At 72.4% G+C, this 21209-nt stretch carries 20 protein-coding genes and 1 riboswitch; of the genes, 2 read left to right on the top strand and 18 right to left on the bottom strand.

What is annotated here, in order from left to right; genetic code table 11:
- From ABWV53_RS14850 to ABWV53_RS14840, 3 genes are read right to left on the bottom strand one after another with little or no spacing between them, the layout of a single operon-like run.
- Complete coding sequence (locus ABWV53_RS14850) at nucleotides 1-684, bottom strand: OmpA family protein (protein ID WP_353366910.1); 684 nt, start codon at nucleotides 682-684, stop codon at nucleotides 1-3.
- 4 nt (nucleotides 685-688) lie between these two features.
- The gene (locus ABWV53_RS14845) at nucleotides 689-3718 is read right to left on the bottom strand and encodes a DUF802 domain-containing protein (protein WP_353366909.1); all 3030 of its coding nucleotides are present in this window, start codon (nucleotides 3716-3718) and stop codon (nucleotides 689-691) included.
- On the bottom strand, nucleotides 3715-4476 hold the full coding sequence (locus ABWV53_RS14840; RefSeq protein ID WP_353366908.1) for a DUF3348 family protein: 762 nt from the start codon (nucleotides 4474-4476) through the stop codon (nucleotides 3715-3717). Before ABWV53_RS14840 ends, ABWV53_RS14845 begins: the two co-directional genes overlap by 4 nt.
- Before the next feature lie 214 nt (nucleotides 4477-4690).
- Between ABWV53_RS14840 and ABWV53_RS14835 the strand changes: the two genes are divergently transcribed.
- Nucleotides 4691-5503, top strand: a complete 813-nt coding sequence (locus ABWV53_RS14835) for a GNAT family N-acetyltransferase (RefSeq protein WP_353366907.1) — start codon at nucleotides 4691-4693, stop codon at nucleotides 5501-5503.
- Nucleotides 5504-5622: 119 nt separating this feature from the next.
- Here ABWV53_RS14835 and ABWV53_RS14830 read toward each other — a convergent pair whose 3' ends face one another.
- The 8 genes from ABWV53_RS14830 to ABWV53_RS14795 form a co-directional block, all read right to left on the bottom strand.
- Nucleotides 5623-6369, bottom strand: coding sequence for a DUF4198 domain-containing protein (locus ABWV53_RS14830; protein ID WP_353366906.1), 747 nt, complete (start codon nucleotides 6367-6369; stop codon nucleotides 5623-5625).
- Nucleotides 6369-8441 carry a TonB-dependent receptor gene (locus tag ABWV53_RS14825; protein ID WP_353366905.1) on the bottom strand — a complete coding sequence of 691 codons (2073 nt, stop codon included), beginning with the start codon at nucleotides 8439-8441 and terminating at the stop codon, nucleotides 6369-6371. The genes ABWV53_RS14830 and ABWV53_RS14825 overlap by 1 nt, the downstream gene beginning before the upstream one ends.
- A gap of 104 nt (nucleotides 8442-8545) precedes the next feature.
- Nucleotides 8546-9004: a nickel-responsive transcriptional regulator NikR gene (gene nikR, locus ABWV53_RS14820; RefSeq protein WP_353366904.1), complete on the bottom strand. Its 459-nt coding sequence runs from the start codon at nucleotides 9002-9004 to the stop codon at nucleotides 8546-8548.
- A 41-nt stretch (nucleotides 9005-9045) separates the two neighbouring features.
- Nucleotides 9046-9996: a CysB family HTH-type transcriptional regulator gene (locus ABWV53_RS14815; RefSeq protein WP_353366903.1), complete on the bottom strand. Its 951-nt coding sequence runs from the start codon at nucleotides 9994-9996 to the stop codon at nucleotides 9046-9048.
- A gap of 200 nt (nucleotides 9997-10196) precedes the next feature.
- Nucleotides 10197-11213 (bottom strand): FecCD family ABC transporter permease, encoded by a 1017-nt coding sequence (locus ABWV53_RS14810; RefSeq protein ID WP_353366902.1) that lies wholly within the window; start codon nucleotides 11211-11213, stop codon nucleotides 10197-10199.
- On the bottom strand, nucleotides 11210-12190 hold the full coding sequence (locus ABWV53_RS14805) for an ABC transporter substrate-binding protein (RefSeq protein WP_353366901.1): 981 nt from the start codon (nucleotides 12188-12190) through the stop codon (nucleotides 11210-11212). The genes ABWV53_RS14810 and ABWV53_RS14805 overlap by 4 nt, the downstream gene beginning before the upstream one ends.
- Nucleotides 12187-12969 (bottom strand): ABC transporter ATP-binding protein, encoded by a 783-nt coding sequence (locus tag ABWV53_RS14800; protein ID WP_353366900.1) that lies wholly within the window; start codon nucleotides 12967-12969, stop codon nucleotides 12187-12189. The genes ABWV53_RS14805 and ABWV53_RS14800 overlap by 4 nt, the downstream gene beginning before the upstream one ends.
- Before the next feature lie 16 nt (nucleotides 12970-12985).
- Nucleotides 12986-15196, bottom strand: a complete 2211-nt coding sequence (locus ABWV53_RS14795; RefSeq protein WP_353366899.1) for a TonB-dependent receptor — start codon at nucleotides 15194-15196, stop codon at nucleotides 12986-12988.
- Nucleotides 15197-15271: 75 nt separating this feature from the next.
- Nucleotides 15272-15519, bottom strand: a riboswitch (cobalamin riboswitch).
- Between the two features lie 165 nt (nucleotides 15520-15684).
- Between ABWV53_RS14795 and ABWV53_RS14790 the strand changes: the two genes are divergently transcribed.
- Entirely contained in the window at nucleotides 15685-16068 is a 384-nt protein-coding gene (locus ABWV53_RS14790) for a Fur family transcriptional regulator (RefSeq protein WP_353366898.1), read from the top strand.
- 101 nt (nucleotides 16069-16169) lie between these two features.
- Here the strand turns inward: ABWV53_RS14790 and ABWV53_RS14785 are convergent, their stop codons facing one another.
- The 7 genes from ABWV53_RS14785 to ABWV53_RS14755 are packed head-to-tail and all read right to left on the bottom strand — an operon-like array spanning nucleotide 16170 to nucleotide 21034.
- Nucleotides 16170-16385, bottom strand: a complete 216-nt coding sequence (locus ABWV53_RS14785; RefSeq protein ID WP_056662686.1) for a TOBE domain-containing protein — start codon at nucleotides 16383-16385, stop codon at nucleotides 16170-16172.
- 53 nt (nucleotides 16386-16438) lie between these two features.
- Nucleotides 16439-17290 carry an ATP-binding cassette domain-containing protein gene (locus tag ABWV53_RS14780; protein WP_353366897.1) on the bottom strand — a complete coding sequence of 284 codons (852 nt, stop codon included), beginning with the start codon at nucleotides 17288-17290 and terminating at the stop codon, nucleotides 16439-16441.
- Nucleotides 17291-17309: 19 nt separating this feature from the next.
- A complete protein-coding gene (gene ssuC, locus ABWV53_RS14775) occupies nucleotides 17310-18176 on the bottom strand; it encodes an aliphatic sulfonate ABC transporter permease SsuC (RefSeq protein WP_353366896.1) in 867 nt (288 codons plus the stop codon).
- Nucleotides 18173-18550: a VOC family protein gene (locus ABWV53_RS14770; protein ID WP_353366895.1), complete on the bottom strand. Its 378-nt coding sequence runs from the start codon at nucleotides 18548-18550 to the stop codon at nucleotides 18173-18175. Before ABWV53_RS14770 ends, ssuC begins: the two co-directional genes overlap by 4 nt.
- 60 nt (nucleotides 18551-18610) lie before the next feature.
- Complete coding sequence (ssuD, locus tag ABWV53_RS14765; RefSeq protein WP_353366894.1) at nucleotides 18611-19774, bottom strand: FMNH2-dependent alkanesulfonate monooxygenase; 1164 nt, start codon at nucleotides 19772-19774, stop codon at nucleotides 18611-18613.
- Nucleotides 19775-19819: 45 nt separating this feature from the next.
- Complete coding sequence (locus tag ABWV53_RS14760) at nucleotides 19820-20032, bottom strand: hypothetical protein (protein WP_353366893.1); 213 nt, start codon at nucleotides 20030-20032, stop codon at nucleotides 19820-19822.
- 39 nt (nucleotides 20033-20071) lie between these two features.
- Nucleotides 20072-21034 carry a sulfonate ABC transporter substrate-binding protein gene (locus ABWV53_RS14755; protein ID WP_353366892.1) on the bottom strand — a complete coding sequence of 321 codons (963 nt, stop codon included), beginning with the start codon at nucleotides 21032-21034 and terminating at the stop codon, nucleotides 20072-20074.
- Nucleotides 21035-21209: the final 175 nt, after the last annotated feature.

Raw genomic sequence — 21209 nt, 5'->3', positions numbered from 1 at the left:
TCAGCGTGCCGCGTCGCGGCGATCCGAGCCCACGCCCGCCGCCACGCCGCTGCGGGCAGGACGGGGCATGGGCGCCATCTCCACCCGGCGGTTGCGCGCCCGGCCGGTCGCATCGGTGTTGGGTGCCACCGCCTGCTCGGCGCCGAAGGCCGCCGCGAACACGGCGGAGGGTGGCACCCCGGCGTCGATCAGCGCCCGGGTCACCGTGAGCGCGCGCTGCGCCGACAGCTCCCAGTTGTCGGCAAAGCGGTTGCCGCCGCGCACCGGCTGGTCGTCGGTGAAGCCGCTCACCATCAGGATTTCATTGCGCGAGCCGAGATAGCCGGCCAGCGGCCCCGAGAGGCTGCGCAGCAGCTGCCGCCCCTCGGGCTGCAGCTCGTCGGAATTGAGCGCGAACAGCACGTTGCCGCTAATGCCGATGCGCCCGTCCACCAGCGTCACCCGCCCGCCGGCCAGCGGCCCGGCCAGGGCCTGCTCCAGCGTCTGCAGGCGCTGGGTCTGCGCCTCGCGCTCGCGCTGCTCGGTCTTGAGCCGCTCGGTCAGGTCCATCTGCATGCCCAGCGCCGCCACCAGGATCAGCGCGAAGGCGCCCAGCGCGCCCGCCATCAGGTCGCCGAACACCGCCCACACGGGCACGTCGGCGTCCAGGCTGGTGCCGGCCTCCGGGTCTTCGTGGCCCAGCATCGCCTTACGCCCCCGCGCTTTCCGCCACGGCCGGGGCGCGGGCGGCCGACGCCACCTGCTGCAGCCCGTCCATCACCTGCTTTTGCGCGCCCACGCTCAGCTCGATCACCTCGCGCGCCTGGGCGACGTAGTAGTCGAGCTGCTCGTCACTGCGCGCCAGCGATTTGGCGAGCGCCGCCTCGATGCGCTGCAGCTGCGCCACCAGCTGTTCGTTCGCATGGCCGAAGTGCTGCACCGCCGCGCCGAAGGCCTCGCCCAGGCTGGCGACCTCCACCGCGCTGCCCGTGAGCTGCGCGGCCACGCCGTCCATGCGGCCGGCCTGGGCCTCTAGCGTGGCGGCGAAGCGCGTGCCGGCCTGGTCCAGGGCGGCGCTGCTGCCGTCCAGCAGCGCGTCGATGGCGCCGCGCTGGCGGGCCGAGCTTTCCTGCACCGTCTCCATCAGGGTGGACAGGCTGGACAGGATGCGGCTGCGCTCCTGCAGCATGTCGTTGTCGCGGGCCATGCCGTCCTCCAGCTTGCGGCGCAGCTCGCCGATCACCTCGGCCGCCGCGCGCGGGGCCTCGGAGGCGGTTTGCACCAGGGTGCCGATCTCGCCCAGCGTGCGCTGGGCGTGCGCGTCGAGCGCCTCGGTGATCTCGCCGGTGCTGCGGGCCAGGGCCGCGCTGGCCTCGTCCCAGCGGGCGGCCGTCGCCGCGCCGGCCTGCTCCCATTCGCCGCGCAAGGTGGTGGACAGGGCGCGCAGCGATTCCGCCCACGCCGCCTGGCGGGCTTCGTCCTGCGCCGCACGCTGGTCGATGCGCTCCAGCGCCTGCGTGGCCTGCTCGGCCGCACGGGACGTCACGGTGTCCGCCGTGGCGGCCAGCACTTCGCCCAGCCGGTGCCACTGGCCGGTCGATTGCAGCTGCGCCGCCTGCCATTCGGCGCGCAGGCTTTCAGCCACGGCTTGCAGCGACTGCGTCCAGGCGGCCTGGCGCGCCTCGTCCTGCGCGGCGCGGAGTTCGATCTGGCCCAGCAAATGGGTGGCTTGCTCGGCGCTGCGCTGGCTGATGCCGTCGGCCGTGGCGGCCAGCACCTCGCCCAGCTGGTGCCACTGGCCGGTCGATTGCAATTGCGCGGCCTGCCATTCGGCGCGCAGGCTTTCGGCCACGGCCTGCAGCGACTGCGTCCAGGCAGCTTGCCGCGCCTCGTCCTGCGCGGCGCGGCGCTCGATCTGGCCGAGCAAATGGGTGGCCTGCTCGGCGCTGCGCCGGCTGATGCCGTCCGCCGTGGCGGCCAGCACCTCGCCCAGCTGGTGCCACTGGCCGGTCGATTGCAGCTGCGCCGCCTGCCATTCGGCGCGCAGGCTTTCGGCCACGGCTTGCAGGGACTGCGTCCAGGCGGCTTGCCGCGCCTCGTCCTGCGCGGCGCGGCGGTCGATCTGCGTGAGCAGGTGGCCGGCCTGTTCGGCGCTGCGGTCGGCGATGCCCTGGGCGGTGGCGGCCAGTTGGCCGCCCAGTTCGCGCCATTGGCGCGTGGCGCCGTCCTGCGCGGTCTGCCAGTCGCGCTGCAGCGCGCCGGAGACGGCCCGCAGGGCGTCGTCCCAGGCCTGCTGGCGCGCGGCATCGCGCTCGGCCAGTTCGGCCTGCAGGCGGGCGTGGCCGTCCTGCACGCTGGCATGCAGGGCGCCGGCATGGCGGGCCCAATGGTCGGCGGCGTCCTGCAGCGCCGCTTCATGGCGGGCGGCGTGTTGCGCGGCCTCGCTCGCCTGGCGGGCCTGCGCCTCGCTCCAGCGGGCGGCCAGGGTGTCGGACTGGCGGGCCAGGTGCCCGGCCAGCTCGTCCGCCAGCGCGGTGCTGCGCTGCTCGAACTGGTGGGTGAAGCCCTCCAGCGTGCCCTGCAGCGCCTGGGCGGTGGCGTCGCTGGTCTGTCGGTGGGTGTCCAATGCCTCGGTCCACTGGGTGGTCACGGCGCCGGTGGCGGCCGTGAACTGGCGGGCCATGCCGTCCAGCTGCCGGCGCACCTGATCGGCCAGCGCGGTCTGCAGTTGCGCGCTTTCGCGGCCCAGGCCGGCCAGGGCCGCTTCCACCGCCGGCTGAAGGGCGGCGCCGGCCAGGCGCGCGCTTTCGGCGGTGCTGGCCATGAGCGTGCGTTCGACGGCCGCCGCCAGGCCGGTGTAGGCGGCTGCGGTTTCGCGGTAGAAGCGCGCCTGGTCGACCTGCAGCCGCTCGGCCAGCGCGGCCTGGCCGCGTTCCATGGCCGCCATGGCTTCGGTGATGCGATCGACCAGCGCGGGCAATTGGCCGGCCTGCTGCTCCAGCAGCCGCAGCGATGCTTCGCGCTGGTGCGAGGGGGTGAAGGGTCGCAGCGTGGTCGGCAGCAGCGCATCGAGCTGCTGGCCGGCCTGCAGGCGCTCGCGCCGGGCGAGCGCCGCCATCAGGCCCAGCATGGCCGATGCCGCCACGCCGGCGACCGAGGTGCCAAAGGCCAGCCCCAGCCCGCGCACCGGCGCGGACAGCGCATCGCGGATGGCGCCCAGCCCGTCGGCGCCGGAGAGCGCGGCGCCCGTGCCCTGCAGTGTGACGACCATGCCCAGGAACGTGCCGACCATGCCCAGCAGCACCAGCAGGCCGGTGAGGTACGGCGCCAGCACCGGCGCGGGCAGGCCGGCCCGCCCGCCTTCGACGCGCTGGCGCACGGCGTTGCGCAAGCCGGCAGGCAGCCGGTCCAGCCAATCGGCGAGCGACCCGGCGGCGGCACCGCCCGGCATGGCCCGCAACGCGCCGGCCAGCGCCCGCGTGTCCTGGCGGTAGCCGTGCAGTTCGCGCGCGCCCAGCAGGTAGAAGCACCCGATGGCCACGGTGATGGCGAGCGCCAGCGGGTGGCCGACGCCATAGCCCACCGCCACCCAGCCGATCACCGCCACACCGGTGGCGAAGGCAGCGGCGAAGGCCGCCGTGGCGCCAGGCCCCGGGGCGGCCGCGCCGGCGCCGCCGGCTGCCGGCGCAAGCGCGAGAGGGTTGTCGTCTGGGGCGTTGTCGTCGTTGTACTGCGTCATGAACCACCTCGGGTGGAGTGTTGGCGCAAGGCTGCGAGCAGGCCCTGCACCGGTTGCAATCGAAGTTCCAGCTCGGCCAGCAGCACGGCCTGCAGGTCCAGGCGGAACCAGTCGCGGCGGGCTTCCAGCGTGGCGGCGGCGGCCTGCGCCGCCGCGTCATCCACCGGCTGCGGCGCCTCGGCGGAGGGCTCCGCGCCCGGCGCGCAGAGGCGCTCGAAGTGGCGGCCCAGCATCGGCGCCAGGGTGGCCAGCAGGCGGCGCTCCTGCGCGGCCAGCACCTCGGCCATCACCGCATCGACGGCGGCCAGCCGCCCGGCCTCGCCACCGCATTCGGCCAGCGCCGCCCGCACGCGCTCGCGCAGCGGGGCGATGGCGATCTCCATCGCCTGCTGGCGCGACTGCAGGCAGTGGCGGAACGGGGCAAAGCCCATGCCGGCGTCGAGCGGGCCCCGGCCGGCGGCGTCCACCTCGCGGGCGATGGACTGCGCCAGCAGCGCGCGCACGCGGCCGTGCTCGGCCTCGCACTCGCCGAGGCGGCCGGGCGCATCGCCCGGGGGCACGGGCGGCGCCGCCGCGGCCAGCGGGCGGTCGAGGGCCTTGGAAAGAGCAATGGACTCGGTCCAGCCCGTCCATTGGTTCAGGGCGTCGGCGAACGACATCCTGGAGTCGCGCACCCGCTGCTGCGGGTCGATGAGCCCCGCCAAGAGGCGGACGAGCGTGGAGCCGGTCAACGGAGTGCGATCGGGTCGCTGCGCCATGGATACCGGTGGAAAAAACCGCGCAGTCTACACGGGCGCCTAAGGCCGCCCTGCCGCCGCAGGCCCGGCCGGGGCTGCACTACGGCACCCGCCCAGCCACCGCCGCCGGTGCCATCCGCATGGCACCATGGAACGGATGCACGCCGAATGCTACGCATTCGATAGCATCACCCCCTTGAAATCCAAGCGCCAGAGCCCGAAAACACATCGAACCATGCTGTCAGCATCGCCGCCACCCCACCCGCCCGGGCCGAACACGCCCCCGGGCACCGGTCCCTCGCCCGCGCTGACACTCGTTCACCGCGTCGAGACCCACGCCTTCCGCGCCTGGCCGGCGCCCGAGGTGCAGCGGCAGGGCGACTGGCTGCTGCGCGGCGCGGGCGGCTTCACCAAGCGCGCCAACTCGGCCAACGCCGCGGTGCCGCAGGCGGGCTTCGGCGGCGTGCAGGCCGCGGCCGAGGCGTTCTATGCCCGCCGCGCGCTGCCGGCGGTCTTTCGGCTCACGCCCCTGGCCGGGCCCGAGGCCGACGCCGCGCTGGCCGCCGCCGGCTACGCGGCCTTCGACGCCTCGCGGGTGATGGCGCGCCCGCTGCCCGAGGCGCCGCCGCCCTGCCCGCACGGCTTGGACGTCACCGCCCGGCCCGGCGCCGGCTGGCTGGAGGGCTTCGCCCGCGCCAACGGGGTGGACGGGCGCCACCACCGCGTGCACCACGCCATGGTGCGCGCCATCGCGGCGCCGGCGGGCTTTGCCACCCTGCACGAGGCGGGGGCGGCCATCGGCTTCGGGCTGGCGGTGTGCGAAGACGGCCTGGCGGGCTTCTACGACATCGTGATCTCACCCACCCACCGGCGCCGGGGCCACGGCCGCACGCTGATGCAGGGCCTGCTGGCCTGGGCGCGGGACCAGGGCGCGACCGAGGCCTACCTGCAGGTGCGCGATGGCAACGCCGGGGCGCGGCAGCTCTACGCGGGCTTAGGGTTTGCCGACCTGTACCGCTACCACTACCGGGTGCCGCAAACGGGGTGAATCGCTATCGTCTGCATAGCGCCCGGCGCAGAATATGCGGGCGGCGAAGGCGGTTTTGGCTCAAAAAAATGCGGAGGGGCTTCCAGGGCTTTCGGTTCGCCCGGCGGAACACCCGTCAGTCAATGCGCCGGAAACGCCAGCAGGTACTCGCAGCTCAACGAGGTGAAGCGCGCATCGCCCTCGACCGGCGCACGGCGGATGGCCGTCAGTTGGTTGGGGCCGGCCACGGGCGTGACGGTGGCGGTGCCGTCGGGCGCGGTGGTGACCGGCGCACCCTGCTCGCCCCAGCTGAGGCGGATGCCGGCGGCGGGCTTGCCGTCCAGCAGCACCTGCACGCGCAGCGGCTGGCCGGCATGCGGGGTTTCGTGCGCCAGGGGCACGATCTCGAAGGGCTGGCCCAGCGGCTTCTTGGCGACCACGCCCCACTGGATGATGCTCTTGTGGTACTTGACCGCATGCACGCCGCTGGTGGCGCCGGGGTGCTGATTCATGGGCTTCTCCACCATGGGCCCGTCGCCCACGCGGCTGAAGATGCCGTTGTCGAAATGCGCGGCCAGCAGGGCCGCCTGCTTGGCCGGCTGCACGCGCACGCCGCCGGCCACGGGGGCGACGGCCACATCGATAGGCCGGCCGCGCCGGTCGAACGCCTGCACGCTCTTGAGCTTGGCCGTGTCGAAGGCCTCGCGCTGGCCCGCATGGCCGCCGAACTGCACCAGGTAGCCGCCGGCCGCATTGGGCTCCAGCCACACGTTGTGCGCCCAGGCGCCGGGCGTGGCGGCCAGGGCCAGAGCCAGAAGGGCAGCCCGGCGGCGGGCGGAGGCGATGCGGCGGGCGGATGGCATGGTGGGGAGAAGAACGAAGGTCATCAGAACGATCCCTGCACGCCGACCTTGAAGGTGCGCGGCGCGCCGGGTGCATACAGGGTCTGGCCGGCGACGACGGCGGCCGAGGTGGCGTACGCCTTGCCCGACAGGTTGGCGACGGTGGCATAGAAGCGGTGGCGCGTGCCGGCAGGCGTGTAGTTCAGGCCCAGGTCCCAGGTGGCATAGCCGCCGTAGGCCACGCTGTTGTCCGCATTGACCGCATAACGGCCCACGCGGCGCCAGGTGGCCGTGCCCTCCCAGCCCGCCACCGGCCGCCACGCGGCGCCCAGCGTGGCGCTGTAGCGCGGCACGCCCGCCACCTGCCGGCCGACCAGCGCCGCGTTGCCGTTCTGCGTGACGCGGGACCGGGCGCTGCCCCAGGCCAGCGTCAGGTCCAGGTCACGGCGCACCGCCCAGAGCGCGCCGGCTTCCACGCCGGTGCGGCGGGTGGCGCCGTAGTTCTCGTAGAGGCCGGGGGCCACGGCGCGGATCTCGCCGGACGACAGCAGCCGGTAGGCCGCCACGTCCAGCACCAGGCCGTCCAGCGGCTGGATCTGCGCGCCCAATTCGGTCTGGCGGAACACGTTGGGATCGAGCTGCGCCGCACCCAGTGCGTACTTGGCGAAGTTGCTGGCCAGCGCGAAGCCTTCGGACCAGTTGGCGCGCAGCAGCAGGCCCGGCAAGACCTGGGAGCGCACGCCCAGCTTGGGGCTGGCGTGCGACGTGCGCGCCATGGGCCCGCAGGGGTCGGTGCCCGTTTCGGCGCCGTTCTGGCGGCAGGCGCCCGTGAACCGGTCCCAGCGCAGGCCGGCCGAGGGCTGCAGCAACGGGTGCAGCGGCGCATCGACCTCGGCGAAGGCGGACACACTGCTCAGGCGCGCATTGCGGTCGTAGCCTGCCGGAGCGCTGCGCGCACGGTGGGTCAGCCCGTCGTGGAACAGATAGTCGGTCGATTCGCGGAAGGCCTCCACGCCCGCGACCCAGTTCAGCGGGGCGCCTGCGAGCGCGCTGCGGCCGTTCAGGCTGGTGCCAACGCCCTGGACGGCGCGGTCGTAGGCCTCTTCACGCTGGCGCCAGGCGGCGGCGCTCACCGGCCGGCTGAACCAGCGGGTGAAGTCCTGCCGCGTGGCGTAGGCGAAGCCCAACCACTTCAGATCGGGCGCCAGGTCGTACTGCACGTCGGCGCGCAGGGTGCCGAAGTGCTTCTTCGCGCCATCGTTCATGGCGCGCGGGTCACGCCCGTAGGGGTCGGTGGCGAACTGCGCGGCCGTGAGGTAGCCGGGCGAATCGCCGCTCGCCTCATGCAGATGGCCCGACAGCGCCACCTCCAGCGCGGGCGCGATGCGGTGGCTCCAGCGGCCGGCCAGCGTGGTGCGCTCGGCCTGCGACTGGGCGCGAAAGCCATCGGTGCGAGCGTGCTGGGCTGCCAGGTTCAGTGCATCGCCCTCGCCCAGCTTCAGGCCCAGCGCGGCCTGCGCATCCAGCGTGCCGTGCGACGCGGCACTGACATCCACGTCCTGGTAGGAGCCGCCCTTGCGCGTCTGCACCGCGATCAGGCCGGCCCGGTTGAAGTTGCCGTACAGGGCCGAGACCGGCCCCTTGTAGACGGTCAGGGTGTCGATCTCCAGCGGCACGATGACGTTGAAATCCACATAGCCGTCGGCATGCGACATGGCCTCGTTGAGCGGAATGCCGTCCAGCACCACGCCCACGTCGCCACCATGCCCGCCGCCACCGAAGCCGCGCAGGACGATGGCATTGCCCACGCCCGAGAGCTGGTAGTCCTGCACGTTCATGCCGGGCACCTGGCGGAACAGCTCCTCCGGCTGGCTGACGTGCCGGGCCTGGATGTCCTGCGTGTCCAGGCGCGTCGTCGAATAGGCAGCATCGGCGCCGCGGGCGGCCTGGCCCTTGACATCCATCGCACCCAAAGTGGGCAGGTCGGCCTGGGGATCGGCGGTTTGCGCACCCGCCGGAACGGCATGCAGCACCAGCATGGCGAGCGCCGCACCGGAAAGGCGCGAAAGGCGGAAGCAAACGGCGGAGGAGAAACGGGAGAAGGTGGGAAATGGCATGAGGATTTGCTGTTTGTATGAAGAAAAAAGCAAAGTTCATACCCTGGATGCGCCCAAACATACGCCGAAGGGCATACCCGCCTGCCCGCTCCGGTCTCGGCGCTTCAGCCCTGGCGATGCGGGTGGGAGTGCGTCGCCGCCTCGGACGGCGCCGGCGCCAGCGCGCCCACCATCACCACGTTGAGCTGCCCGTGGTGCACGCCGCGCTCGGCCATCAGCCGGTCGGCGAAACGGCGCACCTCGCTGGCAGGGCCCTTGAGCAGCACGGTTTCGATGCACTGGTCGTGGTCCAGGTGCACGTGCGTGGTGGCCAGCGTCATCGCATGATGGCCATGCTGCAGCCGCGCCAGCCGGTCCGACAGGTCGCGCTCATGGTGGTTGTACACATACGAAAGATTGGCCACGCAGGGCCCGTCGGCGTGGCGCCCTTCCTGCAGCCGGGCCAGGTGGGCGCGCAGCACGTCGCGCACGGCCTCGGAGCGGTTGCCGTAGCCGCGCTCGGCGATCAGGTGGTCGAAGGCGTGCGCGAGGTCGTCGTCCAGCGAGATGGTGAAGCGTTCCATGGCCCGGATTGTGGCCGGTCGGGGAGCCGGCTGGCCACCACTCAGCCCGGGGAGATGGCGGCGGCGGCAGGCGCGGCCATGGCCTGTTCGACGGTGGCGCGGGTCAGCGTGGGCACGAAGGTTTCGATGAAGCGGTAGGCATATCCCCGCAGCCAGCTGCCGCGCCGCACGGCCAGGCGGGTGAGGTTGACCTCGAAGAGGTGCCGTGCGTCCAGCGCCCGCAGGTGCCGGTCCCGGTCCGGATCGACGGCGATGGAGGCGACGATGCCCACACCCATGCCCAGCTCTACATAGGTCTTGATGACGTCGGCGTCCATGGCCGTCAGCACCACGTCCGGGGCCAGGCCCTCGCGGGCGAAGGCCTCGTCGATGTGGGCGCGGCCGGTGTAGCCCAGCTCGTAGGTGACGATCGGGTAGCGCGCCAGTTGCTGCAGCGTGACGGGTTCATCGCCCTCCAGCAGCGGATGGCCGGGCGGCACGACGATGCTGTGCGTCCAGCGGTAGCAGGGCAGCGCCACCAGGGCCTCGTAGCCGGCCAGCGCTTCAGTGGCGACGCCGATGTCGGCCTCGCCGCTCAGCAGCATCTCGGCCACCTGCCGGGGCGAGCCCTGGTGCAGGTGCAGCGTGACCTGCGGAAAGAGCGCGCGGAAGTCGCGCACCACGTGCGGCAGCGCGTAGCGGGCCTGCGAGTGGGTGGCCGCGACCGAGAGCCGCCCCTCCTGGCTGGCGCTGAAATCGTGGCCCACGCGCTTGAGGTTGTCGGCCTCCAGCAGCAGCCGCTCGACGATGGGCAGCAGCGTTTCACCGGGCGGCGTTAGCCCGGTCAGGCGCTTGCCGGCGCGCACGAAGATGTCCACGCCCAGCTCGTCCTCCAGCTCGCGGATCTGGCGGCTCACGCCGGGCTGCGAGGTGTGCAGCATGGCCGCCACGTCGGTCAGGTTGAAGCCGCAGCGCACCGCCTCGCGCAGGGATCGCAGTTGCTGGAAATTCATGGCCGCCCTTCGACGGCAGGATGAAAAGCGCGGAACGAGGCGCGGAACGGGGCGCATGGAGCGCCGGGGTGAGCGAGCACGAAATTCTCTCCGGGACAACAACACGGCCCCATCGTAGATTTGCTTCTATCCAAGCTGAACGACTTTGTTTCCATGACGATGGAACCAAAAGTTGGATGGGGGGCGCGCTCCGCCCCGCCTTACCGGCCGTGCCGCCGCAGCAAGGCCATCACGCAGCAGGCGCCGAGGCCGGCGGTGACGATGCCCACCGGCAGCTCCTGCGCGCCCAGCGCCGTGCGGGCGACCAGATCGCTGGCCAGCAGCAGCGCGGCGCCCAGCACCGCCGCCAGCGGCACGAAGCGCGCATGCAGCGGGCCGGCCAGGCGCCGCGCCAGGTGCGGCACCATCAGCCCGACGAAGCCGATCACGCCGCAGAGCGCCACGCAGCAGGCGGTACTGAGCGCCGCGACGACGAACACCTGCAGCCGCAGCCGCTGCGGTGCCACGCCCAGGCTGTGGGCGGTGTCGTCGCCGGCCAGCAGCGTGTCCAGCGCCCGGTGGCGCCGGGCGACGAAGGCGGCGGCAAGCAGCAGGCCGGCTGCGGGCAGCCAGAGGTTGTCCCACCGCGCCAGGCCCAGCCCGCCGAGCGACCAGAACACCACCGCATGCGCCGCGCGCTGGTCGCCGGCGAACACCAGCACCTGGGTCACCGCCCCCAGCAGGAACGACATCGCCAGGCCCCCCAGCACCATGTGGGCCGGCCCTTCGCCGCCCACCCGGCGCACCAGCAGCAGCACCGCGCCCGCGGCGACCAGCGCGCCGCCGAAGGTGGCGAGCGGCAGGGTCCAGGCGCCCAGCGCGTCGCCGGCCCAGCCGATCACGGCCACGGCGGCGGCCGAGGCGCCGGACGACAGCCCGAAGAGAAAAGGGTCGGCCAGGTCGTTGCGGGTGCTGGTCTGCAGCAGGCTGCCCACCACCGCCAGCGAGGCGCCCACCAGCAGCGCCAGCAGCAGGCGCGGCAGGCGCAGCTCGCGCACGATGGCCTGGGCCATCTCGCCCGGCGGCGGGCCGGCCCACCCGGGCGCCCAGGGCCCCGCCAGGGCGGCCAGCGCCGCGCGCCAGCCCAGCGTTTGGCTGCCGACGGCGAGCGAGGCCACGGCCAGCGCGCCCAGCAGCAGCGCACCGGCCAGGGCCAGGGCGACGGCGCGGGGCTTCACCGGGGCGCCCTCAGGGCGCGGGCGATCTTCTCGATGGCGTCGATGTTGGCGGGCCCCGGCGTCAACTCGGCATAGCGCAGCACGACATAGCGGCGCTCGCGCACGGCCTGCGTCAAGCGCATGGCGGGGTGCCGCTCCAGCACGCGGCGCAGGTGCTCCGGCCCCTGGCCGTTCTGGTAGTCGAGCAGCACGATGAATTGCGGGTCGCGCTCGGCCACGGCCTCCCAGGACGCGGTGCCCCAGCCCATGGCCAGGTCGCCCAGGGCATTGGCGCCGCCGGCCGCCGCGATCAGCGCCTGCGGCATGGCGGCGCGGCCGGCGGTGAAGGGCTTGTCCTCGCCCGAGTCGTAGACGAACACGCGCGGCGCCCGCGCCAGCGGCGGCTGGGCGGCGGCGCGCACCCGCCCACGCCAGCCGGCCACCAGCCGCTCGGCCGCGCCCTGCCGGCCGAAGACGGTGCCCAGGCGCAGCACGTCGCCGTAGAGCAGGTCGAGCGTGGCCTCGGGCTTGACTCCGCCGGTGGGGATGCAGCTTTCGGTCAGCACCAGCGTGGGCACGCCGTGGCGCGCCAGCGTGGCGGGCGTGACCTCGCCGCCGGGCTGCATGCCGTAGTACCAGCCGGCGAAGAACAGGTCGGGCTGCACGGCCAGCAGGTTTTCCAGCGTCGGGTACCGGGGCGCCAGCTCGGGCACCTGGCCCAGGGCGCTGAAGAATTCCGGCCCGGCCTTGTACCAGCCGGTGATGCCGGTCACCCCCGCCATGCGCGGCTGCAGGCCCAGGGCCAGCGCCATTTCGGCCATGTTGAGGTCGTGCACCACCATGCGGCGCGGGGGTGCGTCGAAGCGCACCGGCTGGCCGCAGCTGCTGACCGTGACGGGAAAGCCCGGCTCCGCAGCCATCGCCATAACCGGCACCACGCCCAGCAGCGCGGCGGCCAGCGCCGCCACCCGTTTCGCCCACCGCCTGCCCGCGCTCATGCTGCGGCCCTTTCGAACGACCACAGCGTGCCGCCGTGGCGCGGGTGCCGCGTGTGCACCAGCTCCATCCCGAAGACCGAAGCCACCCGGGCGGCGCTCAGGGCCTGCGCCGGCGCGCCGTCGGCCACCAGCCGGCCGCCCTGCAGCACCCAGGCGCGGGTGGCGAAACCCGGCACCAGCCCCAGCTCGTGCAGTGCCGCGACCACCGTCAGGCCCAGGCTGCGCACCAGCGCCAGCAGGTCGGCGCGTGCGGCCAGGTCCAGGTGATTGGTGGGTTCGTCCAGCAGCAGCAGCGTGGGCTGCTGGGCCAGCGCCCGCGCCAGGTGCACGCGCTGGCGCTCGCCGCCCGACAGCGTGGCCAGCGCCCGCCCGGCCAGGCCGTGCACGGCGCAGGTGCGCAGGGCATGTTCCACGGCCGCGTCGTGTTCGGCGCGGCTGGCGCCGTGCCGATGCGGCAGCCGGCCGAAGGCCACGTAGTCGCGCACGCGCAGGCCGCCCTCCACCGCCTCGGCCTGGCTCAGCAGCGCCACGTGGCGGGCGCGCGCGGCGGCGGGCCAGTCGGCCAAGTCGCGCCCCAGCAGGCGCACCGCGCCCTCGGTGGGCGCCAGGCGGGCGGCCAGCAGTTTCAGCAGCGTGCTCTTGCCCGCCCCGTTGGGGCCGACCAGGGCCACGCATTCGCCCGGCCGGACGATGGCGTCGATGGGCGCGATCAGCGCCCTGCCCTCCGGCGTGCGGAAGGCGGCGCCCTGCAGTTGCAGCACCGGAGTGGGCAGCGTCATGGTTGGGCGACTGCGCTCAGAGCGTCCAGCGCAACGCCAGCTCGTAGCTGCGCGGGGCACCCAGCAGGATCTGGTCGGGGTAGAACGGATCGGCCCATGCCGCATAGGCGCGGTTGCCCAGGTTGCGCCCGCGCAGGGTGAGCTGCACGCCGCGCGCCACGTCCACCGCCAGCGCCGCGTCGAACACGGTGTAGCCGTTCAGGCGCACGGTGTTGGTGTCGCTGTGGAAGCGCTCGCCCACGCGGCGCACAGACGCCGACAGCTGCATGGGCACTCCGGCCACGAAGCGGTAGCCCACGCCGGCATTGGCGACCCATCGCGGCGCGTTGGGCGGCTGGTTGCCGGAGAACGACGTGCCGTCGGCCTGCAGGTAGCCTTCGTAGCGCGCCCGGTTCAGCGCCAGGTTGGACCAGAGGCTCCAGTGCGCATCGGGCCGCAGCGCAAGCGAGGCCTCGACGCCGCGTGACTTCAGCGCGCCGGCCTGCGCCAGCTGCTGGCCGCCCTGCGCGGCGTAGACGTTGCGGCGCTCGGTGTCGTAGTAAGCCAGCGTCCATTCGCCGCGCTGCTGCCAGAACGACTGCTTCACGCCGACCTCGGCATTGCGCGTGCGGGTCAGGTCCAGCGGCTGGGTGGCGCCCAGCAAGAAGATGTTGTTGGCCGCCACGTCCGCCGCCGTGCCGTACTGGCCGTAGACGGTGGTGCCGGGCGCCGCGTCCCAGGTCAGGCCGATGCGGCCGGTGGTGGGGTTCCAGGTCTTCTCGTACGGAAAGCCCGCGCGCTGCACGCCGGCGGTGTTGGCGGAGCTTCTGTCCAGCGCGATGCGTTCATGGCGCAGCCCGCCGATGAGCGCGACGGTGGGCGCCACGCGCAGCCGGTCTTCCAGCGCCAGCGCGGTGTTGCGGATGGCGGTGGTCTGCAGCTGGGTGGTGAGGCGCCCGTAGCTGCCGCGCGCGGGGTCCACCAGGCTCACGCTGTCGCCAGGGAAGTTGGCGGCGCCGGGGCGGTCCAGCTGGAGGTGGCTGTGCTCGAAGGCGGCGACCAGGCGGTTGTCCAGGCCGCCCAGGCGGGCGTCCCACTGCGCTTCGGTCTTGTTGCCCCAGCTGGTCTGGTCCTGCGCCACGTAGAAGCGTTCGCGGTCCACGAGGCCGGTGGCCGCATTGAACGCGCTGATCTCGTTGTTGAGCCAGGTCCGGTCGGCCGTGTAGCGCCAGAACTGGCTGCGCAGCACCACGGCGTCGCTCGCCTGCCATTCGCCGCCCGCGCGCAGCCAGGTTTCACGCGCTTCGTTGCGGTTGTCCTGCACGTTGTAGTTGGTGCGCAGCGTGCGCCCGTCGATGGCCACCGGCCCCATGGCGCTGCCGTTGAAGCCCGACGTGTAGCTGCCCGAGACGATGCCGCCACGCGGCTGCACGCCGGGTGCGCCAGCGGACACCAGAGGCGTGCCCCAGTAGCTGCTGCCGCTGTCGCGCTTGGCTTCGCCGGCGACGAAGAGCTTCACGCCCGGCGCGGCCCGCCAGTCGAGACCGCCCGACAGATGCCGGTTGCGCTGGCCGGTGTCGTCGATGAAGCCGTCGCCGTTCGACGCGCTGGCGTCCAGCCGATAGTCCAGGTCCTTCCAGGCCGTGGTGCCGCCCGAGCCGATCGACACGCGGCGGTCGCCGAACGAGCCGGCCGAGGTGTTCACCTCGGTGCGCACCGGCCCCTGGTGCGGGGCCTTGGTGACGAAATTGACCGCGCCGCCGGTGGCGCCCTCGCCCGACATCAGCGAGGCCGCGCCCTTGAGGAACTCGACGCGCTCCAGGTTGGCCGTGTCCATCACGCGCGAGGTCATGTTCGGCGGGCCGACCTTGATGCCGTTGTAGAGCGTGTTGAGCTGGCTGTTGGCGAAGCCGCGCATCGAGAACGCGCTGGGCTCGGCCGGGAAGTCGCCCGCCAGCACGCCGGTGGCCGCCTGGGCGGCCTGGGTCACGGTGCGCAGGCCGCGCTCGGCCAGCACCGCCGCGGGCACCACGTCGATGGACGCGGGCGTCTCGCGCACCGAGAGCCCGAGCCGCGACGCGCTTGTGGCGGTCTGCTCGAGCGGGGCCGTGGAATCGGGTGGCAAGGCCGTGCCGGTGACGACGACGTCGGGCAGGGTCGATGGGGTGGTTTGCGCGCACAGCGGAAATGCGGCGGCCAGGGCCAGGGGCCACACGGCCACCCGCGCGAAGCGAGACGAGTGATGCATACGATCGATGGAAGACACATAGGCCCTGCGCCAGCCACCCGCCAGCACGTGAGCGTCACGGCACCGTTCCCGAAGGAGCAGCACCTCTTGTTGGCCGGTATCCGGGCTGGCGGATGAATCCCCCCGAGCCTTCCCAGGTGCTTGTTCAAGGCATCCAGTGGCTGTGGGCGAGGAGATCGGAGCGCCCCGAGGAGCGCCCCATCCGTTGACCGTTGCGGGGGCAGCGCAGGCGCGGCACTTTCCTGTTCGGTGGTGCTTCCCTGCTTCCCGTTGAACTGCGGCGTGCGAACCACGCTGCGAGCACCAACGCGGCGATTCTAGGGGCATGAGGAGCTCGGGGGGAGCATGGCGCATATGATAATGCATTATCAATATCAATCAGCCGAGTCACTGCGTCTTTTGGACGCGGCCGCTTCGGCTCGCATGAGCGCCCGATAATTCCTGCTTCTTCCCGCCCATCAGCCCGCGACTCCAGCGCACCCGCATCCATGGAACGATCCACCAGGCAACGCACCGCCATCCAGGCCGCCATCGAGGCGGCGCACCGGCCCCTGACGCCCCAGGAAGTGCTGGAAAGCGCCCGCGAAAGCGTGGAGGGACTGGGTCTGGCGACGGTCTACCGCAACATCAAGGCGCTGGTGGAGGACGGCGCGGTGCAGGTGGTGAACCTGCCGGGCGAGAGCCCGCGCTACGAGTCGGCCGCGCATGACCACCACCACCACTTCCAGTGCACGGTGTGTTCGCGGGTGTTCGACGTGCACCAGTGCCCGGGCGACCTGCTGGATCTGGCGCCCAAGGGGTTCACGGTGGAGCGCCATGAGCTGACGCTCTATGGCCGGTGTGCCGACTGCGGCAAGGCGCGCCGGCGGTAGCGGGCCGGATGGATCGGCCCGCCTTCGATTGCTATTATTTATATAGCATCAGGCGCTTGCAGGACAAGCGCTGACGGCCGATTCGATGCCAAATGCTGCGTTCACAGCTTGGCGATCGACACCTCGGTGGACTTCACCAGCGCCACCACGTCCGAGCCCACGCCCAGGCCCAGCTCGTCCACCGAGCGGGTGGTGATGACCGAGGTGACGATGCCCCAGGGCGTTTCGACATCGACCTCGGAGACGACGTCGCCGCGCACGATCTCGCGGACCTTGCCCTTGAACTGGTTGCGGACGTTGATGGCTTGGATGGACATGGTGGACTCCTGTTGAAAAAACAAACGGTGTGGATGGAAACGGGTGCAAGGAACTAGACCGCCCAGCGCAGGCCATGGGCCGGCACGCCGGGCCAGAGCGCGTCGGCCGCCTGCGGGCCGGCGGCGTCACCCGGCGCGGGCTTTTGCAGCACGCGGTCGAGGATGCGTTTCTCGAGCGCGGCGAACGCGGCGTCGCCCTGCGACCGGGGCCGCGCCAGGGCGATGCGCTCGTCCAGCGCGATGCGGCCGTCCTCGATGAGGATCACCCTGTCGGCCAGGGCCACGGCCTCCTGCACGTCGTGCGTGACCAGCAGCGCGGTGAAGCGGTGGCGCAGCCACAGGCCTTCGATCAGGCGGTGCATCTCGATGCGGGTGAGCGCGTCCAGCGCGCCCAGCGGCTCGTCCAGCAGCAAGAGGCGCGGCTGGTGCACCAGCGCCCGCGCCAGGGCCACGCGCTGGCGCTGGCCGCCCGACAGGCGCGCCGGCCATTCGCCCTCGCGCTCGGCCAGGCCCACCTGGGCCAGCACCTCGCGGCCCCGGTCGCGCAGCGCGTCGGGCAGGCCGAGGGTGACGTTGTCCAGCACGCGGCGCCAGGGCAGGAGGCGCGCCTCCTGGAACATGATGCGCGTGTCGGCATGCAGGCCGCGCACGTCCTGGCCGTCTGTGGTGAGCGTGCCGCCGCTGGGGGCCTCCAGCCCCGCGACCAGGCGCAGCAGCGTGCTCTTGCCGCAGCCGCTGCGGCCCACGATGGCGACGAATTCGCCCGGCTCGATGGCGAGCTGCGCATCGCGCAGCACCTCGCGCTGGCCGTAGCGCTTGTGCAGGCCCCGCGCATGCAGCCGCACGCCGCCCGGGGCGCGTGCGGCCGCAGCGGCCGGTGGGTGGGCAAGAGAGGTGTCGGTCATGGTGATGTGGCCTTTTCTTTCACTTCGACTGGTAGCCCGGGTGCCAGCGCAGCCACCAGCGCTCCAGCCCCCGCGCCAGCAGATCGGCCAGCTTGCCCAGGAGCGCGTAGAGCAGGATGCCCACCAGCACGATGTCGGTCTGCAGGAATTCGCGGGCGTTCATGGTCAGGTAGCCGATGCCGGACTGCGCCGAGATGGTTTCCGCCACGATCAGGATCACCCACATCAAGCCCAGCGAGAAGCGCAGGCCGACCAGGATGGACGACAGCGCGCCCGGCAGGATGATCTGGCGGTAGAGCTGCCATCGCCCGAGCCCGTAGGTGCGGCCCATCTCGATCAGTTGCGGGTCGACGTTGCGGATGCCGTGGAAGGTGTTGAGATAGATCGGAAAGAACACCGACACGGCGATGAGGAACACCTTGGCCGATTCGTCGATGCCGAACCACAGGATCACCATCGGGATCAGCGCCAGCGCCGGAATGTTGCGCACCATCTGGATGGTCGAGTCCAGCAGGGTCTGAGCGGTGCGCACGGAACCCGTCAGCAGCCCCAGCGCCAGCCCCAGCCCGCCGCCGATGGCCAGGCCCGCCAGCGCCCGGGCCGCGCTGATCTTCACGTGTGTCCACAGCTCGCCCGACACGGCCAGCTGCCAGCCGGCCAGCAGCACGTCGGACGGCGCTGGCAGCACGCGGGACGACAGCCAGCCCAGGGCCGAAGCCACCTGCCAGCCCGCCACCAGCGCCACGGGCACCAGCCAGGGCAGCAGCAGCTGCCACAAGGTGGCAAGTGCGCGCCGTGCAGCGGCGGCCAGCGCGCCGCTGGCGGGCGCCTCCAGCGCCTCGGGCAGGGGCGACACCTGCAGCTCGCGGAGGGCGGGCGCGGTCATACCGGCCACTCCTGCTCGGTGTCGGGCTCCAGGAATTCGAGCTGGTTGCCCGCCGGGTCCTTCACGTAGAAGCGCAGGTAGCCAGGCAGCGCGCGGTTCTCCACCAGCGGCAACTCGGCCTCCAGCAGCCGGCCGCGCAGCTCGGGCAGGTTGTCCACCTCGAAGGCCAGGTGCGACGCGGCGGGCACGGCGGCCCAGCGGTCGGTGGGCACCAGCTCGATGCGCTGGGCGCCGGCCGCGAAATGCAGCGCCGTGCCGGTGGCCGCATGGCGCAGCTCGGTCAGGCCCAGCAGCGCGCTGTAGAAGTTGCGGATCTGCCCCTCGGCACCGGCCGGGAACGGCAACTGCACGTGGTTGATGGAATGGATCGCCATGTCGTTTCTTCCTCCTCGGCCCGGGGGCCGTCTCGTCTTTCTTTCTTCTTCGCCGGGCCGTCAGCTCTGCGAGGCGCGTGGCGCGTACTGGTTGCCCACCGTCTCGCCGAAGGGGCCCAGCGGGTTGCCCCCCGCCAGCCGCTCCCGCACCGCCAGCGGCAGCAGCGGGAAGACCAGCTCCGCGAAGCGGTAGGCCTCTTCCAGATGCGGGTAGCCGGACATCACGAAGGTGTCTATGCCCAGGGCGGCGTATTCCTGGATGCGGTCCGCCACCGTCTGCGGATCGCCCACCAGCGCCGTGCCCGCGCCGCCGCGCACCAGGCCCACACCGGCCCACAGGTTGGGGCTGATCTCCAGGTCGGCACGGCTGCGCTTCGCGCCGCCCTGGTGCAGCGCGGCCATGCGGCGCTGGCCCTCGGAATCCATGCGGGCGAACACGGCCTGGGCCTGCACGACGGTCTCGTCCTTCACGCGGCTGATGAGGTCCTCGGCGGCGGCCCAGGCGGCGGCCTCGGTCTCGCGCACGACCACGTGCAGGCGGATGCCGAACTTCACCGTGCGGCCCAGGCGGGCGGCGCGCTCGCGCACGTCGGCCACCTTCCTGGCGACCTCGGCCGGGGGCTCGCCCCAGGTCAGGTAGGCGTCGACCTGCTCGGCCGCCAGCGCATGCGCGGGTTCAGAAGACCCGCCGAAATACACCGGCGGATACGGCTTTTGCAGCGGCGGAAAGAGCAGCTTGGCGCCCTTGACCGAAAGGTGCTCGCCGTCGAAGTCCAGCGTGCCGCCTTCATGGCTGCGCGCCAGGATCTCGCGCCAGATGCGCAGGAACTCCGCCGCCTGCTCGTAGCGCCTGGCGTGGTCCAGGAACACGCCGTCGCCCTCCAGCTCCACGCGGTCGCCGCCCGTCACCAGGTTGATGAGCAGCCGCCCGCCCGAGAGCCGGTCGAAGCTGGCGGCCATGCGTGCGGCCAGGCTGGGCTGGTGCAGGCCGGGCCGCACGGCGACCAGGAACTTCAGCCGCTGGGTGGCGCCGATCAGGCTGGAGGCGATCACCCACGGGTCCTCGCAGGAGCGGCCCGTGGGAATGAGCACGCCCTCGTAGCCCAGGCTGTCGGCGGCGACGGCCACCTGCTTGAGGTAGTCGAAACTCAGGGCGCGGCCGCCTTCGGCCGTGCCCAGGTAGCGGCTGTCGCCGTGCGTGGGAATGAACCAGAACATCTGCATGGGGGAATCTCCTCGAAGGTCTTGGGGCGCCCGGGCGCGTCGGTGTCAGTAAGAGATGTCGAAGCCGTGCGCCGACAGCCGCAGCCGCGAAGGGCTGGCGGCGCGGCGGTCGCGGTAGGCCGTCAGCCGGTCGGTCAGGCGGCGGGCGGGTGCCGTCGCGCGGGAGCCGGCAGGCAGCTGAACGCCCCAGGCCCGGGCGGTGATGCAAAGCACCTGGGCGGCGGCGTTGAAGGCGGTGGAGCGATGCGGGTCGGCCATGGCGGTCTCCAGATAGCGGGCTCGGGTGGGGTGCGCAGGTCAGGCCAGGTCGACCGGCGCCGCGTGCAGCAGGTTGAGCTTTTTCGGGATCAGCTTCAGCTCGAAGAAGGTGTCCGCGATCTGCTGCTGCTCGGCCAGGATCTGGCGCGTGACCACGGCCGTGCCGTAGCTGGCGCGGCCCACGAACAGCTCGGTGATGGAGCGATCCAGCCCCAGCAGCGACGACAGCTCGCCTGCCGCGGCGGGCTTGTTCTTCTCGACCCAGGCATCGACGGCGTTGACTTCCTCGATGGCGATCTTCAGCACGTCGGCGTTGCGGGTGGCGAAGTCACGCGAGGTGAAATAGAACGCGCGGTTGTTGACCACGCCCGTGGCGTCGGCGAGCAGGCGGGCATCCAGCGTCTTCTGCGCGGCGGCGAGGAACGGGTCCCAGATGACCCAGGCGTCGATGGCGCCGCGCTCGAAAGCCGCCCGCGCATCGGCGGGCGCCAGGAAGACGGGCTGCACGTCAGGATATTGCAGGCCATGCTTTTGCAGCAGCTTGACCAGGAAGTAATGCACGTTGGAGCCCTTGTTGAGCGCCACGCGCCGACCCTTGAGTTCGGCCACGCTGCGGATGGCCGATGCCTTGGGCACGATCACCGCTTCTAGCGCCGGGCGCGGCACGGTGGCGCCGGCATAGACCAGCGGCGCGCCGGCGGCCTGCGCGAAGATGGGCGGCGCCTCGCCCACGTCGCCGAAGTCGATGGAGCCGACGTTGAGCGCCTCCAGCTGCACCGGGCCGGCGTTGAATTCGGTCCAGGCCACCTGCACGCCCAGCGGCGCCAGGCGCTTTTCCAGCGTGCCGCGGCCCTTGAGCAGCGAGAGCCAGCCCTTCTGGTTGCCGATGCGCAGCACCCGGTCCTTTTTCTGGGCCCAGACGGCCGGCGCGCGGGAGAGGGCCGCGGCGCCGGCGGTGGCGGCCAGCCAGTGGCGGCGAGAGAGTTTGAGTGGCGAATGCATGTGAGCAGATCCCGATCAGATGAAGAGACGACAACCGCACCGCGGGCAAGGCTTCGCCCTGGCCGCCTTCGGCAACGAGGCGGCATGCGGTGCAACGGTGGAGGCCAGGAAGGCGGCGGAGCGGCCTACGGCCGGGCAGAACCGGCCATGGCCCGCGGCACCCGAAGCCAAAGGC

It is taken from the genome of Acidovorax sp. FG27 (assembly GCF_040365715.1).
In the GTDB taxonomy this organism is placed as follows: Bacteria; Pseudomonadota; Gammaproteobacteria; order Burkholderiales; family Burkholderiaceae_C; genus Paracidovorax.
Note: the sequence above shows the minus strand (reverse complement) of the source record. Positions and strands in the feature narration are given on the sequence as shown.

Coding starts and splice junctions, on each gene's coding strand:
- ABWV53_RS14850 (WP_353366910.1), bottom strand. CDS start 684: ATGCTGGGCCACGAAGACCCGGAGGCCGGCACCAGCCTGGACGCCGAC.
- ABWV53_RS14845 (WP_353366909.1), bottom strand. CDS start 3,718: ATGACGCAGTACAACGACGACAACGCCCCAGACGACAACCCTCTCGCG.
- ABWV53_RS14840 (WP_353366908.1), bottom strand. CDS start 4,476: ATGGCGCAGCGACCCGATCGCACTCCGTTGACCGGCTCCACGCTCGTC.
- ABWV53_RS14835 (WP_353366907.1), top strand. CDS start 4,691: ATGCTGTCAGCATCGCCGCCACCCCACCCGCCCGGGCCGAACACGCCC.
- ABWV53_RS14830 (WP_353366906.1), bottom strand. CDS start 6,369: ATGACCTTCGTTCTTCTCCCCACCATGCCATCCGCCCGCCGCATCGCC.
- ABWV53_RS14825 (WP_353366905.1), bottom strand. CDS start 8,441: ATGCCATTTCCCACCTTCTCCCGTTTCTCCTCCGCCGTTTGCTTCCGC.
- nikR (WP_353366904.1), bottom strand. CDS start 9,004: ATGGAACGCTTCACCATCTCGCTGGACGACGACCTCGCGCACGCCTTC.
- ABWV53_RS14815 (WP_353366903.1), bottom strand. CDS start 9,996: ATGAATTTCCAGCAACTGCGATCCCTGCGCGAGGCGGTGCGCTGCGGC.
- ABWV53_RS14805 (WP_353366901.1), bottom strand. CDS start 12,190: ATGAGCGCGGGCAGGCGGTGGGCGAAACGGGTGGCGGCGCTGGCCGCC.
- ABWV53_RS14800 (WP_353366900.1), bottom strand. CDS start 12,969: ATGACGCTGCCCACTCCGGTGCTGCAACTGCAGGGCGCCGCCTTCCGC.
- ABWV53_RS14795 (WP_353366899.1), bottom strand. CDS start 15,196: ATGCATCACTCGTCTCGCTTCGCGCGGGTGGCCGTGTGGCCCCTGGCC.
- ABWV53_RS14790 (WP_353366898.1), top strand. CDS start 15,685: ATGGAACGATCCACCAGGCAACGCACCGCCATCCAGGCCGCCATCGAG.
- ABWV53_RS14785 (WP_056662686.1), bottom strand. CDS start 16,385: ATGTCCATCCAAGCCATCAACGTCCGCAACCAGTTCAAGGGCAAGGTC.
- ABWV53_RS14780 (WP_353366897.1), bottom strand. CDS start 17,290: ATGACCGACACCTCTCTTGCCCACCCACCGGCCGCTGCGGCCGCACGC.
- ssuC (WP_353366896.1), bottom strand. CDS start 18,176: ATGACCGCGCCCGCCCTCCGCGAGCTGCAGGTGTCGCCCCTGCCCGAG.
- ABWV53_RS14770 (WP_353366895.1), bottom strand. CDS start 18,550: ATGGCGATCCATTCCATCAACCACGTGCAGTTGCCGTTCCCGGCCGGT.
- ssuD (WP_353366894.1), bottom strand. CDS start 19,774: ATGCAGATGTTCTGGTTCATTCCCACGCACGGCGACAGCCGCTACCTG.
- ABWV53_RS14760 (WP_353366893.1), bottom strand. CDS start 20,032: ATGGCCGACCCGCATCGCTCCACCGCCTTCAACGCCGCCGCCCAGGTG.
- ABWV53_RS14755 (WP_353366892.1), bottom strand. CDS start 21,034: ATGCATTCGCCACTCAAACTCTCTCGCCGCCACTGGCTGGCCGCCACC.